This is a genomic window from Mitsuaria chitosanitabida ATCC BAA-476 = NBRC 102408 (assembly GCF_001598255.1).
In the GTDB taxonomy this organism is placed as follows: domain Bacteria; phylum Pseudomonadota; class Gammaproteobacteria; order Burkholderiales; family Burkholderiaceae_C; genus Roseateles; species Roseateles chitosanitabidus.
Window position 1 is genome coordinate 173,625 of record NZ_BCYP01000001.1, and the last position, 16,564, is coordinate 190,188.

15 protein-coding genes are annotated in these 16,564 nt (G+C 70.9%); 4 read left to right on the forward strand and 11 right to left on the reverse strand.

Going from position 1 to position 16,564, the window contains the following annotated elements; translation table 11 throughout:
• The first annotated feature begins 70 nt into the window (after positions 1-70).
• The gene (locus tag MCHT01_RS00750; RefSeq protein WP_067061288.1) at positions 71-982 is read left to right on the forward strand and encodes a 2-hydroxyacid dehydrogenase; all 912 of its coding nucleotides are present in this window, start codon (positions 71-73) and stop codon (positions 980-982) included.
• Between the two features lie 450 nt (positions 983-1,432).
• On the opposite strand, the gene fur is transcribed toward MCHT01_RS00750, so the two are convergent.
• From fur to MCHT01_RS00770, 4 genes are all read right to left on the reverse strand, one after another.
• Positions 1,433-1,873, reverse strand: a complete 441-nt coding sequence (gene fur / locus MCHT01_RS00755; protein WP_067060985.1) for a ferric iron uptake transcriptional regulator — start codon at positions 1,871-1,873, stop codon at positions 1,433-1,435.
• A gap of 42 nt (positions 1,874-1,915) precedes the next feature.
• On the reverse strand, positions 1,916-3,103 hold the full coding sequence (locus MCHT01_RS00760; protein WP_067060988.1) for a PepSY-associated TM helix domain-containing protein: 1,188 nt from the start codon (positions 3,101-3,103) through the stop codon (positions 1,916-1,918).
• A gap of 42 nt (positions 3,104-3,145) precedes the next feature.
• Positions 3,146-3,355, reverse strand: coding sequence for a hypothetical protein (locus MCHT01_RS00765; RefSeq protein WP_067060991.1), 210 nt, complete (start codon positions 3,353-3,355; stop codon positions 3,146-3,148).
• Positions 3,356-3,562: 207 nt separating this feature from the next.
• Positions 3,563-5,287: an FAD-dependent oxidoreductase gene (locus MCHT01_RS00770; protein WP_067060994.1), complete on the reverse strand. Its 1,725-nt coding sequence runs from the start codon at positions 5,285-5,287 to the stop codon at positions 3,563-3,565.
• 203 nt (positions 5,288-5,490) lie between these two features.
• Between MCHT01_RS00770 and MCHT01_RS00775 the strand changes: the two genes are divergently transcribed.
• Positions 5,491-5,982: an acyl-CoA thioesterase gene (locus MCHT01_RS00775; RefSeq protein ID WP_067060997.1), complete on the forward strand. Its 492-nt coding sequence runs from the start codon at positions 5,491-5,493 to the stop codon at positions 5,980-5,982.
• A 146-nt stretch (positions 5,983-6,128) separates the two neighbouring features.
• Here the strand turns inward: MCHT01_RS00775 and gshA are convergent, their stop codons facing one another.
• From gshA to MCHT01_RS00805, 6 genes are all read right to left on the reverse strand, one after another.
• Complete coding sequence (gene gshA / locus MCHT01_RS00780) at positions 6,129-7,595, reverse strand: glutamate--cysteine ligase (protein ID WP_245643124.1); 1,467 nt, start codon at positions 7,593-7,595, stop codon at positions 6,129-6,131.
• 120 nt (positions 7,596-7,715) lie between these two features.
• The gene (locus MCHT01_RS00785; RefSeq protein WP_084451482.1) at positions 7,716-8,831 is read right to left on the reverse strand and encodes a GlxA family transcriptional regulator; all 1,116 of its coding nucleotides are present in this window, start codon (positions 8,829-8,831) and stop codon (positions 7,716-7,718) included.
• A gap of 24 nt (positions 8,832-8,855) precedes the next feature.
• Positions 8,856-9,482, reverse strand: a complete 627-nt coding sequence (locus MCHT01_RS00790) for a cysteine hydrolase family protein (RefSeq protein WP_067061294.1) — start codon at positions 9,480-9,482, stop codon at positions 8,856-8,858.
• 167 nt (positions 9,483-9,649) lie between these two features.
• Positions 9,650-10,237, reverse strand: a complete 588-nt coding sequence (locus MCHT01_RS00795; RefSeq protein ID WP_067061001.1) for a DUF1415 domain-containing protein — start codon at positions 10,235-10,237, stop codon at positions 9,650-9,652.
• On the reverse strand, positions 10,234-11,430 hold the full coding sequence (locus MCHT01_RS00800; protein WP_067061004.1) for a M20 aminoacylase family protein: 1,197 nt from the start codon (positions 11,428-11,430) through the stop codon (positions 10,234-10,236). The genes MCHT01_RS00795 and MCHT01_RS00800 overlap by 4 nt, the downstream gene beginning before the upstream one ends.
• A 172-nt stretch (positions 11,431-11,602) precedes the next feature.
• The gene (locus MCHT01_RS00805; protein WP_067061007.1) at positions 11,603-12,733 is read right to left on the reverse strand and encodes an ABC transporter substrate-binding protein; all 1,131 of its coding nucleotides are present in this window, start codon (positions 12,731-12,733) and stop codon (positions 11,603-11,605) included.
• Positions 12,734-12,929: 196 nt separating this feature from the next.
• Between MCHT01_RS00805 and MCHT01_RS00810 the strand changes: the two genes are divergently transcribed.
• Both MCHT01_RS00810 and MCHT01_RS00815 read left to right on the forward strand, forming a co-directional pair.
• Entirely contained in the window at positions 12,930-15,047 is a 2,118-nt protein-coding gene (locus MCHT01_RS00810; protein WP_084451486.1) for a molybdopterin-containing oxidoreductase family protein, read from the forward strand.
• A gap of 7 nt (positions 15,048-15,054) precedes the next feature.
• The gene (locus MCHT01_RS00815; RefSeq protein WP_067061009.1) at positions 15,055-16,128 is read left to right on the forward strand and encodes an aminopeptidase; all 1,074 of its coding nucleotides are present in this window, start codon (positions 15,055-15,057) and stop codon (positions 16,126-16,128) included.
• A 125-nt stretch (positions 16,129-16,253) separates the two neighbouring features.
• On the opposite strand, the gene MCHT01_RS00820 is transcribed toward MCHT01_RS00815, so the two are convergent.
• Positions 16,254-16,505, reverse strand: a complete 252-nt coding sequence (locus MCHT01_RS00820) for an acyl-CoA-binding protein (RefSeq protein ID WP_067061012.1) — start codon at positions 16,503-16,505, stop codon at positions 16,254-16,256.
• Positions 16,506-16,564 lie beyond the last annotated feature (59 nt).

A 16,564-nucleotide genomic window follows, 5' to 3' on the forward strand; every position in this document is an offset into this window, starting at 1 on the left:
TCCGAAGTCCGAGAGGTCGCCCGTGTCCGTTACCGCCCCTGAATCCCGCCGTCTCACCGTCTTGCTGCTGATGCCGATGGCCGAGCAGCACCAGGCGCAGCTCCGCGAGCGCCATGACGTGATCTACGCGCCGACCGCCGAGGCCCGGGCCCAGGCCGTCGCCGAGCACGGCGCCACGATCGACCTCGTGCTGACCATCGGCTCGGTCGGCCTGCGCGCCGACGAGATCGCGGCGATGCCCAAGCTCGGCGCCGCCGCCACGCTGGGCGCCGGCTACGAGGCCATCGACCTGCCGGCCGCCCAGGCCCGCGGCCTGACGCTGTGGAACGGCGCCGGCACCAACGACGCCTGCGTCGCCGACCACGCGATGGCCTTGCTGCTGGCCACGGTGCGCGCGCTGCCGCAACAGGAGAAGGCGCTGCGCGCCGGCATCTGGCGTGACGAGCTGCCGCTGCGGCCCAGCGTCAATGGCCGCAAGCTGGGCATCCTGGGCCTGGGCACCATCGGGCTGCGCATCGCCAAACGGGCGCTGGCCTTCGACATGGAGGTCTGCTATCACAACCGCCGCGAGCGCCCCGACGCGCTCGGCTGCGGCTACTTCGGCTCGCCGGTCGAGCTGGCGCAGTGGGCGGACTTCCTGGTCGTCGCCGCGCCGGGCGGCCCGTCGACCAGGCACATCGTCAACGCCGAGGTGCTGAAGGCGCTGGGCCCGCAGGGCCACGTGGTCAACATCGCCCGCGGCAGCCTGATCGACACCGCCGCGCTGGCCGAGGCGCTCGCCGCCGGCACCCTCGCCGGCGCCGCGCTGGACGTCTACGAGTCCGAACCCAAGCCGCCCGAAGCGTTGCTCGGCTTCCCGAACGTGGTCCTCACGCCGCACATCGCGGGCTGGTCGCCGGAGTCGGTCCAGGCCACGGTCGATCTCTTCCTGGAGAACACCCGGCGCTGGCTGGCCGGTGAGCCGGTACTGACTCCGATCTGATTCCCATCGAATTCCGAAAGGCCTGCCGCGTCCCGCCTGGCGGGCTTCGGGAGGCGCTTGGCCAAAAAAAAAGTCCGCGGGGTGAGCCGCGGACGAATGAGGTTTGAGAACTGAAAAAAACGGGTCCCCTCAAGAGGGGACCCTGGCTCCGCGAGCGGAACGCTGGGGGCGATGGGGCAGGGCTACAGTCAGCCCAGCACCCCGGTCGCCAATCCAAGGCAGGAAAGGATGCCGATGCACAACACCCATGCATCCGCGTTGTTCAGCGACGACCAGATCTGTTGCTTGAGCACTTGCATGGCATCTCTCCTGCTGCGGCCGTGATTGGCTGCGATGAAGAGAATGTACTGTATGCCCATACAGTATTCAACAGGGATGAGCCGGATTGCGCCCCGCCGTTGTTCCGGCGCCATGCGCCGGTCAGGCCGATCGGGCCAGCCGGGTCGCCGCTCAGCGTGAGCGCTTGGCCTGGCACTCCTTGCACAGGCCGTACAGCGCCAGGGCGTGCTCCACCAGCTGGTAGCCGCGCTCCTCGGCGATCTCGCGCTGGCGCTGCTCGATGCCGGCGTCGAAGAACTCCTCCACCTTGCCGCAGTGCAGGCAGACCATGTGGTCGTGGTGCTGGCCCTCGTTGAGCTCGAACACCGCCTTGCCCGACTCGAAGTGCTGGCGCGCCAGCAGGCCCGCCTCGACGAACTGCATCAGCACCCGGTAGACCGTCGCCAGCCCGATGTCCGCGCCCTCCAGCAGGAGCAGGCGATAGACGTCTTCCGCGCTGAGATGGCGGGTGTCGGCCTGCTCGAAGATCTGCAGCACCTTGATGCGGGGTAGCGTCGCCTTCAGGCCGCTCGATTGCAGGCTCTCGATCTGATGCTTGGGGGAGTCGGGCATAAGGTGGTCGATCCGGGGTCGGTTCGGGGAAGCGGACAGGCGTCAGGCGGCCGCGGTTTCGGGGTCCTGGGCGTCGTCGGCGCTCGGCTTGCCGCCGTCGGCGGTCCTGGCGGCCCTCTTGCGCGCGCCGGCCGGCTTGCGGATCCACAGGTACAGGCCGCTGCCCAGCACGACGATGGTCGCCAGGTCCAGCAGCGCCCAGAGGATCTTCATCGGCATGCCGCCGTAGTCGCCGAAGTGCAGCGGCTGCGAGACCAGCAGCCCGGTCAGGTACCAGGGCAGTTCCGGCGCCGCGGTGAGCTCCGCCGTCTTGGCGTCGATCAGCAGGGGCTGCAGCAGCTTGGAGGTCAGCGGCGTCGTGCCCTTCAGGAAGAAGGTGTTGTGGTGCGGGCTGGAGAAGGACGTCCCCGGGAAGGCCACGAACGAGACCTTGCGGTGGTCGCCGTGCTTCATCGCGGTGTCCAGCGTCGCCTGCAGCGAGCCGCGCTCGGAGGCCGCCAGCACCGGCTGGTCCTTGTACGGGGCCAGCAGCGCGCTGACCTTGTCGTACTGCCAGTACTGCACCAGCAGCTCGGCCCAGGTGTTGATCATCCCGGTCGCGCCGACGACGAAGCACCACACCAGGGTCACGATGCCCAGCAGGTTGTGCAGGTCCAGCCACTTGACGCGGGTGGAGCGGTCCTTGCGCACCGCGCCGAAGTCCAGCTTGCGCATGAAGGGCGCATACAGCACCACGCCGCTGACCAGCGCGATCAGCAGCAGCAGGCCCATCAGGCCCAGGAAGAGCTTGCCCGGCAGGCCCGCGAACATGTCCACGTGCAACCGGAACATCAGGTCCATGAAGCCCTCGCCGACGCGGTACTCGCGCACCACCAGGCCGGTGCGGGCGTCGACGGCGACGGACTTGTAGTCGGCGGTGGGCTCGGCCGTCGGGCCCAGCGTGAACCACCACAGGCGCGGGTCGTCCTCGTTCTCGCCGCCGTACTGGATGACCATCCGCGGGTGCTGGGCGTTGGCGGCCCGCGCCATCACGTCCAGCGACACGCGCTGCTTGTCCATCGAGGCCGGCAGCTCGGGGGCCTCGATCTCGTCGCCGAGCAGGTGCCCGATCTCGTGGTGGAAGATCAGCGGCAGGCCGGTCAGGCACAGCAGCAGCATGAACAGCGTGCAGATCAGGCTGGTCCACTTGTGGAGCCAGGTCCAGATGCGAATGGCGCGGGAGCTGAGCATCGTCGGGGTCTCGTGTTCGGGGGGCTGGCGAGCGCGACGCGCTCAGCGGGCGGCCTGGGGACGCCAGGCAAACCAGGCCATGACGGCGACCGGCACGCCCAGGGCGATCCAGGACCAGACATCGCCCCAGTCGTCCGACACCAGCGCGGTCAGCAGGCCGGAGGCGCTCAGCAGGCCCAGCGCGATGGGCCAGGTCCAGAGGCGGCGGCTGTCGGCGCGCGACTCGTCGCGGCGGGCGGGGGAGGAGGACATCGGGCGGCTGCGGCTCTAAATAACAATGATTCGCATTTTAGAGCGAAGTCACGCCTGGGGTGGTAGCGCAATCGCCGATGTCAGGGGATCGGAGGCGTCGGGCGGATCGCGGAGCGCCCGACGCGGGCGCCCGGTGACGGGCCGCGGCCCGCGGGCGGTTGCCGGCGCGCCGCGGTGTGGCGGGGCGTGGGTGCCGGCGAGCCGGCCTCAGGCCGTCGCGCCGGCGGTCGCGGGCTGGCCGAGGCGCTCGGCGCGCGCGGCGTCCTGGCGGGCCAGGTACTGGTGGATGCTGGCGACGACCTGGGCGCCTTCGCCGATCGCGCCGCCCACGCGCTTGACCGAGCCCGACCTCACGTCGCCCACCGCGAACACGCCGGGCAGGCTGGACTCGAGCAGCTCCGGCTTGTACTCGGCGAGCGGGCAGGCGCAGGCGCGGCCGGTGATGATGAAGCCGGCCGGATCCAGCTCCAGCCCGCAATCGGCGATCAGGCCGGTCTCCGGCTCGGCGCCGATGAACATGAACAGGTGCTGGCAGGCGAGCCGACGCTCGTTGCCGTTGCGCCGGTCGCGCCAGCTGACCGACTCCAGCGCGCCGCCGCCCTCGAGCCGGCTGATCTCCTGATGCGGGAGCAGTTCAATGTTGGGGGTGCTCTGGATGCGGTCGATCAGATAGCGGGACATGGTCGCCGCCAGGCCCGGTCCGCGGACCAGCATGATCACCTTGGCCGCGTGGTTGGCGAGATAGACGGCCGCCTGGCCGGCCGAGTTGCCGCCACCCACCAGGACCACGGTCTGCCGATGGCAGATGCGCGCCTCGATCGGCGATGCCCAGTACCAGATGCCGCGGCCCTCGAAGCGCTGCAGTTCCTCCAGACCGGGCCGGCGGTAGCGCGCGCCGGTGGCGATCACCGCGGTGCGGGAGCGCACCGTGCGGCCGTCCTCGAGCGTCAGTCGCAGCTCCTGCTCCGCGCCGGAGCGGTCGCAGCTCATGCGGGTGACCTTGGCCGGGATCAGCATGTCCGCCCCGAACTTCTGGGCCTGGACGAAGGCACGACCCGCCAGCGCCTGGCCGGAGATGCCGGTCGGGAAACCGAGGTAGTTCTCGATGCGCGAGCTCGCGCCCGCCTGGCCGCCGTAGGCGCGGCAATCCATGACCAGCACGGACAGGCCTTCCGAGGCCGCGTACACCGCGGCCGACAGGCCCGCCGGACCGGCGCCGACGATGGCGACGTCGTAGAGATCGGGCCGCTCCTTCATGTCGACGATGCCCATGCAGCGGGCGACCTCCTCGTCGCTGGGATCGACCAGCACGTCGCCGCCGGGGCAGATGACCAGCAGTTCCACGCCCTCGGTCATGTACTGCGCGGCGATGGCGCGGGCGTCCTCGTCCTGATCGGGCTCGAGCTGCTGATGCGGGAAACCGTTGCGGCCCAGGAAGCTGCGCAGCCGCATCACCGGCGCCGACTTCGCGCGGCCGATCAGCGTCGCGCCGCTGGCGCCCGACTCGATCAGGCCGACGCGCCGCAGGATGAAGGCGCGGGTGAGGCGCTCGCCCAGGTCGGCCTCGGCGATCAGCAGCGCGCGCAGCTGCGGGGGCGTGACCTCGACGGCCTCGACCTCGCTCTCGGCCAGGCCGTCGACCAGCGAGGGCCGGCCGCTGAGCTGGCCGACTTCGCCCATGAACTGGCCCGCGCCGTGGCGGTGGATGGGGGTGACGTGACCCAGGCTGTCGCGCTGCGAGACCTGCACCTCGCCGCTGAGGATGAGCATCATGCCCATGCCGGCCTCGCCGGCGCGCACCACCCATTCGCCTTGCGAGAAGCGCCGGAAATGACCGAAGCGGGCCACGCGGGCGATGTCGCCGACACCGAGCGTGGGGAACATCTGCGCGCCGCGCGTGTCGGCGATGCTGGACTGCGGGACCTGGACCATCGGAGCCTCCTGGCGCGCACCCTAACCGAGCGGCGTGTCAGCGGCAAGCGCCGGAGGAGAGAGGTCCACCCCCGCCGCGACGGAGCCATCGCGCGGCGTCAAGCCCCTCGCGTCAAAGCGCGAGCCACGGGCGGCCACGGCATGGCACCATGGCGGCCTCCCTCCACTTTCCGCGATCCCGCCGCCGGATCCTCGCCGCCGCCATGGACCTTCCTTCCCACCAGCTCACGATGACGGTGCTGATGACGCCGGACATGGCGAACTTCTCCGGCAACGTGCACGGCGGCACCATCCTGAAGCTGCTCGACCAGGTGGCCTACGCCTGCGCCAGCCGCTACGCGGGGCGCTACACGGTGACGCTGTCGGTGGACCAGGTGATGTTCCGCCAGCCCATCCACGTGGGCGAGCTGGTCAGCTTCCTGGCCTCGGTGAACTACACCGGCACCTCGTCGATGGAGATCGGCATCAAGGTCGTGACCGAGAACATCCGCGACCAGGTCGTGCGGCACGCCAACAGCTGCTTCTTCACCATGGTCGCGGTGGGCGAGGACGGCCGGCCCGTGCCGGTGCCGGCGCTGTCGCCGACCACGCCCGACGAGAAGCGCCGCTGGGAAGCGGCGATCGAGCGCAAGAAGCTGCGCACGGAACTGCAGAAGCGCCACGACGCGCTGCGCAATCCGGCGACGCCGGCCTGATCTCCAAGGAGGCCCAAGCGGGCACCTCGGCCACCTCGGCGTCGACGAACCCGATCGAGCTCGTCCCCGGGACGTGTCCTGAAACGACCACGGCGCGGATCGCCCGCGCCGTGTGCTTCGTCCGCGCCGCCGGTCGGCGCCCGGGATCAGCCGCGCAGTTGCGCCGGATCCAGGTACTGCTGGCGGAAGGTCTCGAAGTCCAGCGTGTCGGCGGCCTCGATGGCGGCCTGTCGCTCGAGCGAGGCGCGCGCCGAGTCGGCGAAGCGCTCGTCCAGACCCGCCGGGGCGGGCTGGGCCAGCACATGCTCGCGCGCCTGCGCCGAGCGCGCCGCCACGAAGTCCAGGTGCGAGGACGCATGAGCGGCGCTCATCTCGGCCAGCACGCGGGCCGAGGGCAGGGAGTCGAAATCGGCCCAGCGCGCGACCGCGGCTTCCAGCGCCTCGCGGTACAGCGAGCCGCCCAGTGCCGCGTCGACCTTGGCCGCGATCGGCGCGAACTCCGCCAGCAGCTCGCGGCCCCAATCGCGCAGCGCGACCTCGCCGCCACGGCGCTCCAGCTGGAGGCCGGGCTCGCGGCCCGCGGACGCGGTGCGGTGCTGGTTGCGGGCCAGCGCGCCGAGCTCGGCCGGTGTGTCGTCCGGGCTGTCGGTCAGCCAGCAGTGCAGCAGGAAAACGTCCAGGAAGCGCATCGTCGAGGCGGCGATGCCCACGGGCTCGAACGGATCCAGGTCCATGCAGCGGACCTCGATGTACTCGACGCCGCGCTCGCGCAGCGCATGCAGCGGACGCTCGCCCGAGCGGATGGTGCGCTTGGGGCGGATCGTGCCGTAGAACTCGTTCTCGATCTGCAGCAGCGTGGTGGAGAGCTGGTTGTACTCGCCGCCCGGGTTCATGACGCCGACCTTCTCGTAGGCCGGGTAGGGGCGGGTCAGCGCGTCCTGCAGCGAGGCGGCATAGCCGTCCAGGCTGTTGTAGCTGACCGAGAGCGAGGCCTGCGCGTCGCTCTGGTAGCCGAGCCGGCCCATGCGCAGCGAGGTGCCGTGCGGCATGTGCAGCGTGCCGTCGGTCAGCGGTCGCAGGCCGTGCTCGCGGCCGGCGACGAAGCTGGCGCACAGCGCGGGGGAGGCGCCGAACAGCGTCAGCAGCAGGAAGGAATGGCGGCGGAAGTTGCGGATCAGCGCGAAGTGGTCCGCGTTGTCCAGACCCGGCATCGACCAGTTGTAGTGGATACCGGAGATGGTCTGCATGCGGCGGCCGTAGCGGTGGCCCAGGCCCATGCGGTACACGCTCTTGGCGCGGCCGATGTTGGAGGCGCCGTAGCGGCCGATCGGGATGGTCTCGTCGGCGGGCAGCCGACAGGGCATGCTCGACGCCCACATCAGCTCGTCGCCCAGCGCGTGATAGACGGCCTGGTGGATCTCGGTGAGCTCGCTCACGCAGTCGTCGGCCGAGGCGTGCACGCCGGTGATCAGCTCCAGCTGCGATTCGCTGAAGTCGGTGGTGACGGTCTCGTGCGTCAGGGCCGAGCCCAGCGCGGTCGGATGCGGGGTCAGCGCGAGCGAGGTGGCGCCGGCTTGCGCGCGCAGGCTTTCCTTCTCGACACCGCGGCGCATGCCCGCCAGCCGTGCCGGATCCAAGGCCTCCAGTCGCTGCAGCCAATCGCTCAAAACCCGCTCCTCGTTCGTTAGGGCGCGCAAGTTAACAGAACTCCGCGAAACCCGCTTGTCTGGGCGTTATGCGGATTGTGTTAGGCCTTCCGACAGTTTTCGCCGGGTCCGGCGCAGCTGCTGATCCGAGCTGAAACCGGCCGCCAGCGCGGCCTGCGCGGGACGGGCGCCTCGTGCGAGTTCACGGCGCGCGAGTTCGAGCCGGATCGCCCGCAGATAGTCCAGCGGGGTGGTCCCGCCGTGCTGGCTGAACAGGCGGGTCAGGTGGCGCGGGGTGACATGCGCGACCGCTGCCATGCGGGTCAGGCTCCAGTCCGCGCCGGGCTGGGCGCAGATGGCGTCCTGTACCCGGTGCAGCGCCGGATGCAGGTGGTGGCGATGCGCGAGCATGGGAGAGAGCTCCGGGTCCTGCGCGCCGCGGCGCAGGTAGACCACCATGACCTGAGCGACCGTGGCGGCCAGCGCCTCGCCGCAGCGTTCGGCGATCAGGGCGAGCACCAGGTCGATGCCGGCGGTGATGCCGGCGCTGGACGCCAGCGGCCCGTCGAGCACGAAGACCCGGTTGGCCTGCACCTCCGCGTTCGGCGCGGCGGCGCGCAGCGCGTCCAGCGACTCGTGATGCGTGGTGCAGCGGCGGCCGTCGAGCAGCCCCGCCCGCGCCGCCAGCAGCGCCCCGGCGCAGATGCTCAGCAGCCGGCCCGCGCCCCCGGTCAGCAGCGCGCCGCCTTCGCGATGCAGCCAGCGCTCGATGCTCAGGTCCTCGGCGCGCTCGGCGCTGGTCGGGGCCGGATCGCTGGGATGCGGGTGCCGGCGGCCGCTGAGGATCAGCCAGTCCGTCGCGCCCAGCGCGGGCAGCGGCTCCAGCGCGCCCAGCGTCAACCCGACCGAGCTCAGCGCCTGTGCCTGCGCGCCGCAGTAGCGCAGGCGGAAGGCCTCCGGCTCGCCGCGTCGCCGCAGCGCCTGGTTGGCGAGGCGCAGCGCCTCGGCCGCGCCGGCCAGATCGAGCAGCAGGGTGTGGCGTTCGACCAGGATCCAGACGTCGATCGCGGTGACCGGATCGGTGCGGCTTGCCGGACCGGCGAGGGCCGGCCCACCGCGCGCGCCATCGGCCGGTCTCGATCGGGGCTTCCGGGCCGCGGTCGGGCCTGGACGCGTGGCGCTGGGGCGGTCAGGAATGGACATCGCGCGAGTATGCGCCGCCGGGGCTCAGGCGGCGATCGCCTCGCGCCGGCCCGCGCGGGCCAGTGCCTGCTCGACGCTCACGATTTGCGCGAATCGGTCCTGCAGCGCGACCTCGGTGCGCAGCTTGATCTGCGCCAGGTCGACGATCACGCCGCTCGCGTGCTGGATCGGGAAGCTGTGGGTGGCCTCGGTCACGTAGTCGATGGTCCAGCCCTCGTCGCTGGCATGGCGCGCGGTGGTCTCGCAGCATTGCTCGGTGCGGATGCCCGCGATGATCAGGCGGCGGATGCCGTGCTCGGTCAGCCAGATCGACAGCCCCGTGCCCACCAGCGCGCTATGGCGGCGCTTGAGGAACTCCGCCGCGATGGGCACCTGCACCAGCTCGTCCATCGGGCGGACATGACCGCTGACCAGCGAGAACGGGTTCTCCCGCGTGGCCGGGCCGTCGGTGTGCAGGATGCGGATGACGGGCAGGCCTTGCGCGGCGGCGCCGGTCAGCAACGCGTTGGTGCGGGCCATGTAGGCCTGGAAGCCGGCCGCGTCCCAATAGGGACGATGGCGGAAGGACTCCTGCACGTCGATCAGGATGACGGCGGTGTCGGCCTCGGGATCGAAGGCGGGGGCGTGAGCGGTTGGGGTGGTGGCGGTCATCGCGGGCTCCATCGGAGGGTGGTTGATGGACGCCATCGTGCCGGCGAGGCGGTCCGGCGTCGCGCCGCCGCCGGACCTGTTGCGGTCAAATCAGGACATCGGTCGGCGTGCGGGTCGACACCTCGCCCCCGGACGCCCGGGCCGTTCCCACGGCCCGGAGCCGGACATCAATCCTCGCGCGTCGCCCGCTGCGACAGCGGCAGCTTGGGCGCCAGGTCCAGCGCGTCCCAGCCCTTGCGGCCGATGCGGCGCAGGGTGTCGATGTTGGCCTCGTAGATCGCGTCGGTGTCGGGCATGGACTCGACGGCGCGCTCGATGCTTTCCTCGCGCAGCAGGTGCAGCGTGGGGTAGGGCGAGCGGTTGCTGAGGTTGTCCACGTCGTCCGGATCGGTGCCCTCGAACTGGTAGTCCGGGTGGAAGCTCGCCACCTGCAGCACGCCGTCCAGCTCCAGGTCGTCGACCAGCGCGTCGGCCGCCCCCAGGAAGTCGTTGAAGTCCAGGAAGTCGTTGAGCACCCAGGGGTGGACGATCAGCGTGGTCTCGGTCTCGTCCGGGTCGGCGCGGTTCAGGGCCAGCAGCTCGTGCGCCAGGTCCTTGAGGAGGTCCTCCGGCGCGCGGGCCGCGCTGACCACCACGCGCAGGCGCTGGTTGACCTCGACGCTCTTGGCGAAGGGGCACAGGTTCAGGCCGATCACGGCCCGTTGCACCCAGCGCTTGGTGTCGTCGAGGACCGTCTTCTCCTGCTCGCCGGTCATCGCTTGAACCACGCGTCGACCAGGCGGACCCACATCGAGCCGCCCAGCGGGATCAGCTCGTCGTTGAAGTCGTAGCTGGGGTTGTGCAGCATGCAGGGCCCCAGGCCGTGACCGCCGTCGCGGTGGGAGCCGTCGCCGTTGCCGATCAGGAAGTAGCAGCCCGGCACCTCCTGCAGGTAGTAGCTGAAGTCCTCCGCGCCCATGGTGGGCTCGAACTCCTGCACGTTGGGCGCGCCCACCATCTCGGTCAGCACGTCGCGCGCGAACGCGGTCTCGGCGGGGTGGTTGATGGTCGGCGGGTAGTTGCGGTGGAAGCTGAACTCGCACTGGACCTCGAAGGCCGCGCCCGTGGCCTCGGTGATCTGCCGCATGCGGCGCTCGATCAGGTCCAGCGTCTCCAGCGTGAAGGTGCGGACCGTGCCCTGCAGCTCGCAGCTCTCGGGGATCACGTTGGTCGCCTCGCCGGCGTGGATCATGGTCACCGAGATCACGCCCGCGTCGATCGGCCGCTTGTTGCGGGTGATGATGGTCTGGAAGGACTGGACCAGGGTCGCGGCGACGACGACCGGGTCGGTGCCCAGGTGCGGCATCGCGCCGTGCGCGCCCTTGCCCTTGATGGTGATCTTGAACTCGTTGCTCGACGCGAAGACCGGTCCGGACTTGAGCGCGAACTGGCCCGCGGCCATGCCGGGCCAGTTGTGGATGCCGAACATGGCTTCCATCGGGAACAGCTTGAACAGGCCGTCCTTGATCATCTCGCGGGCGCCGCCGCCGCCTTCCTCGGCCGGCTGGAACACGACGTGGACGGTGCCGTCGAAGTCGCGGTGCGCGGCCAGGTGCTTGGCCGCCGCCAGCAGCATCGCGGTGTGGCCGTCGTGGCCGCACGCGTGCATCTTGCCGGGATGCTTGCTGGCGTGGGCGAAGGTGTTGTGCTCGGTCATCGGCAGGGCGTCGATGTCGGCGCGCAAGCCGAGCGTGCGACCGCTCTTGCCGCCGTCACGGCCCTTGATGATGCCCACCACGCCGGTCTTGCCCAGGCCGCGGTGGATCTCGATGCCCCAGTCGGTGAGGGTCTTGGCGATGAGGTCCGACGTGCGGTCCTCGTGGAAGCACAGCTCGGGGTGGGCGTGCAGGTCTCGTCGCAGCTTCGCGATGGCTGGCGCGTCGGCCAGGATGGGTTCGATCAGCTTCATGGTGCGGGCACTCCGTGTCTTCGCGACAGCCCGTCGGCCTGCCGCTGGGAACGGGCCAGTTTACCCGCGGGGGTTCCGCCGGTCGGGCCGGCTCAGGGTTCGTCCCGGGCCCGGAAATGGACAAGCGGGGCGCTCAGGCCCCGCTCGGTGCGATAGACGGCCCGTCGGGCGGTCAGCGCTTCACGCGGCCGTCGTCGGTCAGCATGGACAGCTCGACGAAGCTGGAGCCCACGTGCTTGGCGGCGCCGAACTTCACCGTGAAGCCGCCCGTGTTGTAGTTGGACATGCCGTCCAGCGCGGCCACCAGCGCCTCGCGGCTGGCGCGGGCGCCCATGCGGCGGATCGCCTCGCCCATCACCTTGGCGGCGATGTAGCCCTCGATGGCGGTGTAGTTGAACTTCTGGCCGGCCTTGGTGGCGGCGGTCTGGTACTCCTGGACCACGCCGATCGCGGCGCCGAAGGGGTAGGGCATGACCTGGCTCACGACCACGCCCATCGCGTCCTTGCCCAGCTCGTCCAGCAGGGCCTGGGTGCCCACGAAGGACACGTTGTAGAACACGCCGCCGTAACCGGCCTTGCGGGCCGCGCGGATGAAGGCGGCGCAGCTCTTGTAGGCGCTGACCATGACGATGGCCTCGGGCGGCGAGCCCGTGGACACCAGGTCCTTGACCGCCTTGGCCACGTCGACGCTGTTGCGCTCCACGGTGGAGGTGGCTTGCGGCTGGATGGCCAGCGGCTTCATCGCGCGCAGCACGCCGTCCAGGCCGGCCTTGCCGTAGGCGTCGTTCTGGTGGAAGACGGAGATGCGCATCAGGCCCAGCTGGGTCAGTTGCTTCACGATCAGCGCGGTCTCGTCGTAGTAGCTGGCGCGCACGTGATAGACCCAGGGGCTGAGCGGGTCGCGCAGCGCCTCGGCGCCGGTCAGCGGCGCGACGAAGGGGATCTTGTTCTGGTTGACCAGCGGCAGCGCGGCCAGCGAGGTCGGGGTGCCGACGTAGCCGAACAGCGCGAACACGTCGTCCTTGATCAGCTTGTCGGTGTTGGCCTTGCAGCGCTCGGGCTCGTAGCCGTCGTCCATCGTGCGCAGCTCGATGGTGGTGCCGTTGATGCCGCCGGCGGCGTTGACCGCGTCGAAGTAGAGCTTGGCGCCGGCCTGCATCTGGATGCCCAGCTGCGCGGCCGGCCCGGTCAGCGGCACCGACTGGCCCAGCACCAGGCGGCGGCCCTGCGCGCGCACGGCGGCGGGCAGGGTGGCGAGGGCGCCCAGGGCGCTGACGGAGGCAAGAAGGTGGCGGCGATGCAAGGGGGCTCCCGGGGATGGTGCGTGGGTTCTGAGGCGACGGCCGTCGGACGGCAAGGACGGCGGTCGCCGGAGGCTCGACGCGTCACGACCTGTTTTCGGCCTCCTGGCGCGGGAGCTTAGCGTTACATGCGCGTGTGTCCGTCCCTGAGTTCGGTAAGAAAACGCAATGGTGTGGCGCCTGTGCAATAGTTGGCGCATGCCGTCCGCCCTCGCCGAAGCCCCCGTGCACCTCCCGCCACAGGCCGATCCGGCCATCGCCCGCGAGGCCGGCACGGCGCCCGGGCGCGAGGGGGGTGCCGGCATCCGGATCGTCAAGGGGGCCTGCCCGCACGATTGCCCCGACACCTGCGCGCTGAAGGTGACCGTCGAGGACGGCCGGGTGGTCAAGGTCCAGGGGCAGCCCGACCATGCGAGCACCCATGGCGCGCTGTGCACGAAGGTGTCGCGCTACCCGGAGCGGACCTATCACGCCGAGCGCGTGCTGCATCCGCTCAAGCGGGTCAGCGCCAAGCACGAGGCGCCGCGTTTCGAGCGCATTGCCTGGGCGCAGGCGCTGGAGGAGATCGCGGGCCGCCTGAAGGCCATCGCGGCGCGCGACCCGCAGGCCATCCTGCCCTACAGCTACGCCGGCACCATGGGGATGCTGCAGGGCGAGGGCATGGCGGCGCGCTTCTTCCACCGCCTGGGGGCCTCCTGCCTGGACCGCACGATCTGCTCCTCGGCCGGCGGCGCGGGGCTGGCGGCCACCTACGGCCACAAGGTCGGCATGCACCTGCCGTACTACGCCGAGTCCAGGCTGATCCTGATCTGGGGCAGCAACTCGATCGCGTCCAACCTGCATTTCTGGACCTTCGCGAACCAGGCCAGGCGCGCGGGCGCGAAGCTGGTCTGCATCGACCCGCGCAAGACCGAGACGGCCGACAAGTGCCATCAGCACCTGGCGCTGCTGCCGGGCACGGATGGCGCGCTGGCGCTGGGCTTGATGCAGGAGCTGATCGCCCACGACTGGCTGGACCACGACTACATCGCCCGTCACGTGACGGGCTGGGACGAGCTGCGCGAGAAGGCCCTGGCCTGGACGCCCGAGCGCACCGCCGCCGAATGCGGCCTGAGCGCCGACGAGGTGCGCGGCCTGGCGCGCGACTACGCGACCCTGGCCCCGGCCGCGATCCGGCTGAACTACGGCATGCAGCGCGTGCGCGGCGGCGGCAACGCGGTGCGGCTGATCGCGCTGCTGCCCTGTCTGACCGGCGCGTGGCGGCACCGCGCGGGCGGGCTGCTGCTGTCGAGCTCGGGCTGGTTCGCACCGTTCAAGAACCCGGCGCTGGAGCGCGCCGACCTGCGCGGCGGCCGGCCCGCGCGGACCATCAACATGAGCACCATCGGCGACGACCTGCTGCGCGAGGCCTCGCCGGCGTTCGGCCCCAAGGTCGAGGCGGTGATCGTCTACAACAGCAACCCGGTGGCGGTGGCGCCGGAGTCGGCCAAGGTGGCGGCGGGCTTCGGCCGCGCGGACCTGATGACGGTGGTGCTGGAGCACTTCATGACCGACACGGCCGACCTGGCGGACTACGTGCTGCCGGCGACCACGCAGCTGGAGCACCTGGACGTGCACCTGAGCTACGGCCACACCGATGTGCTGATCAACGAGCCGGCCATCGCGCCGCTGGGCGAGTCCCGTCCCAACACGCGGATCTTCCGGGACCTGGCCGCGGCGATGGGCTTCGACGAGCCCGCCTTCCACGAGGACGACGAGGCGCTGCTGCGCCAGGCCTTCCGCGACGAGGTGGACCTGGACCAGCTGCGCGCGCGGGGCTGGTTCACCCTGCCGCTGCCGCAGGCGCCCTTCGCCGAGGGCGGCTTCCCGTCGCGCGACGGCAAGGCCGATGCGCGCGGCGCGGACTACCTGCCCAACTACGAGAGCCGCGCCAGCGACCCCGCGCTGGCGGCGCGCTATCCGCTGGCGATGATCTCGCCGCCGGCGCGCAACTTCCTGAACAGCAGCTTCGTGAACGTGAAGAGCCTGCGCGACATCGAGGGCGAGCAACTGCTGGAGATGAGCGCCGGCGACGCCGCGGCGCGCGGCCTGGCCGACGGCCAGATGGTGCGGGTCTTCAACGACCGCGGCAGCTACCGTTGCCGGCTTGAGGTGAGCGCGCGGGCGCGCGACGGCGTCGTGCACGGCCTGGGCGTGTGGTGGCGCAAGCTGGGCGCCGACGGCCGCAACGTCAACGAGGTCACGCATCAGCGCCTCACCGACCTGGGCCGGGCGCCGTGCTTCTACGACTGCCTGGTCGAGGTGGCCGCGGACTGAGATCGCCATGCCCAAGCTCCTGCGGGTGGCGCTGCGGCGCTGGTGGATCCTGTTGCTGGCGGCCGCGCCGCTGCTCACGCTGGGCGGCTGCGCGCAGCTGGGCTACTACCGCCAGTCCTTGTCGGGCCATCTGTCGCTGGTGCGCTCGGCCCAACCGGTCGACGACTGGCTGGCGCGCGAGGACCTCGACCCCGAGCTGCGCCAGCGCCTGGTGCTGGCCAAGTCCATCCGGGACTACGCGTCCAGCGAGCTCAAGCTGCCCGACAACGACAGCTACCGGCGCTACGCGGACCTGAAGCGCGGCGCGGCGGTGTGGAACGTCGTCGCGACACCGGAGCTCAGCCTGCAGCTGCGGACCTGGTGCTACCCGATCATGGGCTGCGCCGGCTATCGCGGCTACTTCCAGCCGGACGCCGCGCGCGAGCTGGCGCAGCAACTGCGGCAGGAAGGCCTGGAGCCCTACGTCTACGGGGTGCCGGCCTACTCCTCGCTGGGCTGGAGCAACTGGCTGGGCGGGGATCCGCTGCTCAACACCTTCATCCGCTATCCCGACGGGCAGCTGGCGCGGATGATCTTCCACGAGCTCGCCCACCAGGTCGCCTATGCGAGCGACGACACCACCTTCAACGAGAGCTTCGCCACCGCGGTCGAGCAGATCGGCGTGGCGCGCTGGCTGGCGGCGCGGCCCGACGCGCTGCGCGAGGACGAGCTGTCCCGGCAGCGGCAGGACCAGATCCAGGCCTTGCTGAAGACGACGCGGGAGCGTCTGCAATCGGTGTTCCAGAGCACCGCGAGCGACGACGAGAAGCGCGCCGGCAAGGCGGAGGCGCTGGCGCGGATGCGCGCCGACTACGAGACCATGAAGCGCGACCAGTGGGGCGGGGACACCCGCTTCGACCGCTGGGTGCAAGGCCTGACCCTGCCGGCGCTGGCGATCCAGGGCAGCTACACCGACCTGGTGCCGGACTTCGTCCACCTGTTCGAGCGCCAGGGTGGGGACTGGGAGCGCTTCTATGCCGAGGTGAAGCGCCTGGCGAAGCTGCCCAAGGACGAGCGGCGCGCGGCGCTGGCGCGGCGCTGAGGCCCGCGGCGCGCTCCCTCGGCGCGATCGTCCGGGTCCCGGGCGCGGTACCCCAGCAACGACGAAGCCGCCCGGAGAGGGCGGCTTCGCGGTCCGGCCGGCGTCGGCGCCGGTCGTCGGAGGGCTTACTTCAGGCCTTCGACCAGATCGATGTAGGCCTGCATCGCCTGGTCGTTGGTCTTGCCTTCCAGGGTCTTCCACGCGTCCCACTTGGCGCGGTTCACGAAGTCGGTCATGCCGGGACGGTCGCCCTCGACATCGCCGGTCGTGGCTTGCTTGAACAGCGCGTACAGCTGCAGCAGCGTCGCGTTGTCCGGACGTTCCGGCAGGTTCTTGGAATCGGCGACGGCGGTGTCGAATTGGTCCTTGAGGCTCATGGCGGTCTCCCTTGGCGGTCAGCAGGCGTCCCGTTGGCGACAATCGGGACGGATCGCGC

Excerpts from the sequence above, each read along its gene's own strand:
- MCHT01_RS00750 (WP_067061288.1), top strand. The coding sequence starts at position 71 with ATGCCGATGGCCGAGCAGCACCAGGCGCAGCTCCGCGAGCGCCATGAC.
- fur (WP_067060985.1), bottom strand. The coding sequence starts at position 1,873 with ATGCCCGACTCCCCCAAGCATCAGATCGAGAGCCTGCAATCGAGCGGC.
- MCHT01_RS00760 (WP_067060988.1), bottom strand. The coding sequence starts at position 3,103 with ATGCTCAGCTCCCGCGCCATTCGCATCTGGACCTGGCTCCACAAGTGG.
- MCHT01_RS00765 (WP_067060991.1), bottom strand. The coding sequence starts at position 3,355 with ATGTCCTCCTCCCCCGCCCGCCGCGACGAGTCGCGCGCCGACAGCCGC.
- MCHT01_RS00770 (WP_067060994.1), bottom strand. The coding sequence starts at position 5,287 with ATGGTCCAGGTCCCGCAGTCCAGCATCGCCGACACGCGCGGCGCGCAG.
- MCHT01_RS00775 (WP_067060997.1), top strand. The coding sequence starts at position 5,491 with ATGGACCTTCCTTCCCACCAGCTCACGATGACGGTGCTGATGACGCCG.
- gshA (WP_245643124.1), bottom strand. The coding sequence starts at position 7,595 with ATGCGCCGCGGTGTCGAGAAGGAAAGCCTGCGCGCGCAAGCCGGCGCC.
- MCHT01_RS00785 (WP_084451482.1), bottom strand. The coding sequence starts at position 8,831 with ATGTCCATTCCTGACCGCCCCAGCGCCACGCGTCCAGGCCCGACCGCG.
- MCHT01_RS00790 (WP_067061294.1), bottom strand. The coding sequence starts at position 9,482 with ATGACCGCCACCACCCCAACCGCTCACGCCCCCGCCTTCGATCCCGAG.
- MCHT01_RS00795 (WP_067061001.1), bottom strand. The coding sequence starts at position 10,237 with ATGACCGGCGAGCAGGAGAAGACGGTCCTCGACGACACCAAGCGCTGG.
- MCHT01_RS00800 (WP_067061004.1), bottom strand. The coding sequence starts at position 11,430 with ATGAAGCTGATCGAACCCATCCTGGCCGACGCGCCAGCCATCGCGAAG.
- MCHT01_RS00810 (WP_084451486.1), top strand. The coding sequence starts at position 12,930 with ATGCCGTCCGCCCTCGCCGAAGCCCCCGTGCACCTCCCGCCACAGGCC.
- MCHT01_RS00815 (WP_067061009.1), top strand. The coding sequence starts at position 15,055 with ATGCCCAAGCTCCTGCGGGTGGCGCTGCGGCGCTGGTGGATCCTGTTG.
- MCHT01_RS00820 (WP_067061012.1), bottom strand. The coding sequence starts at position 16,505 with ATGAGCCTCAAGGACCAATTCGACACCGCCGTCGCCGATTCCAAGAAC.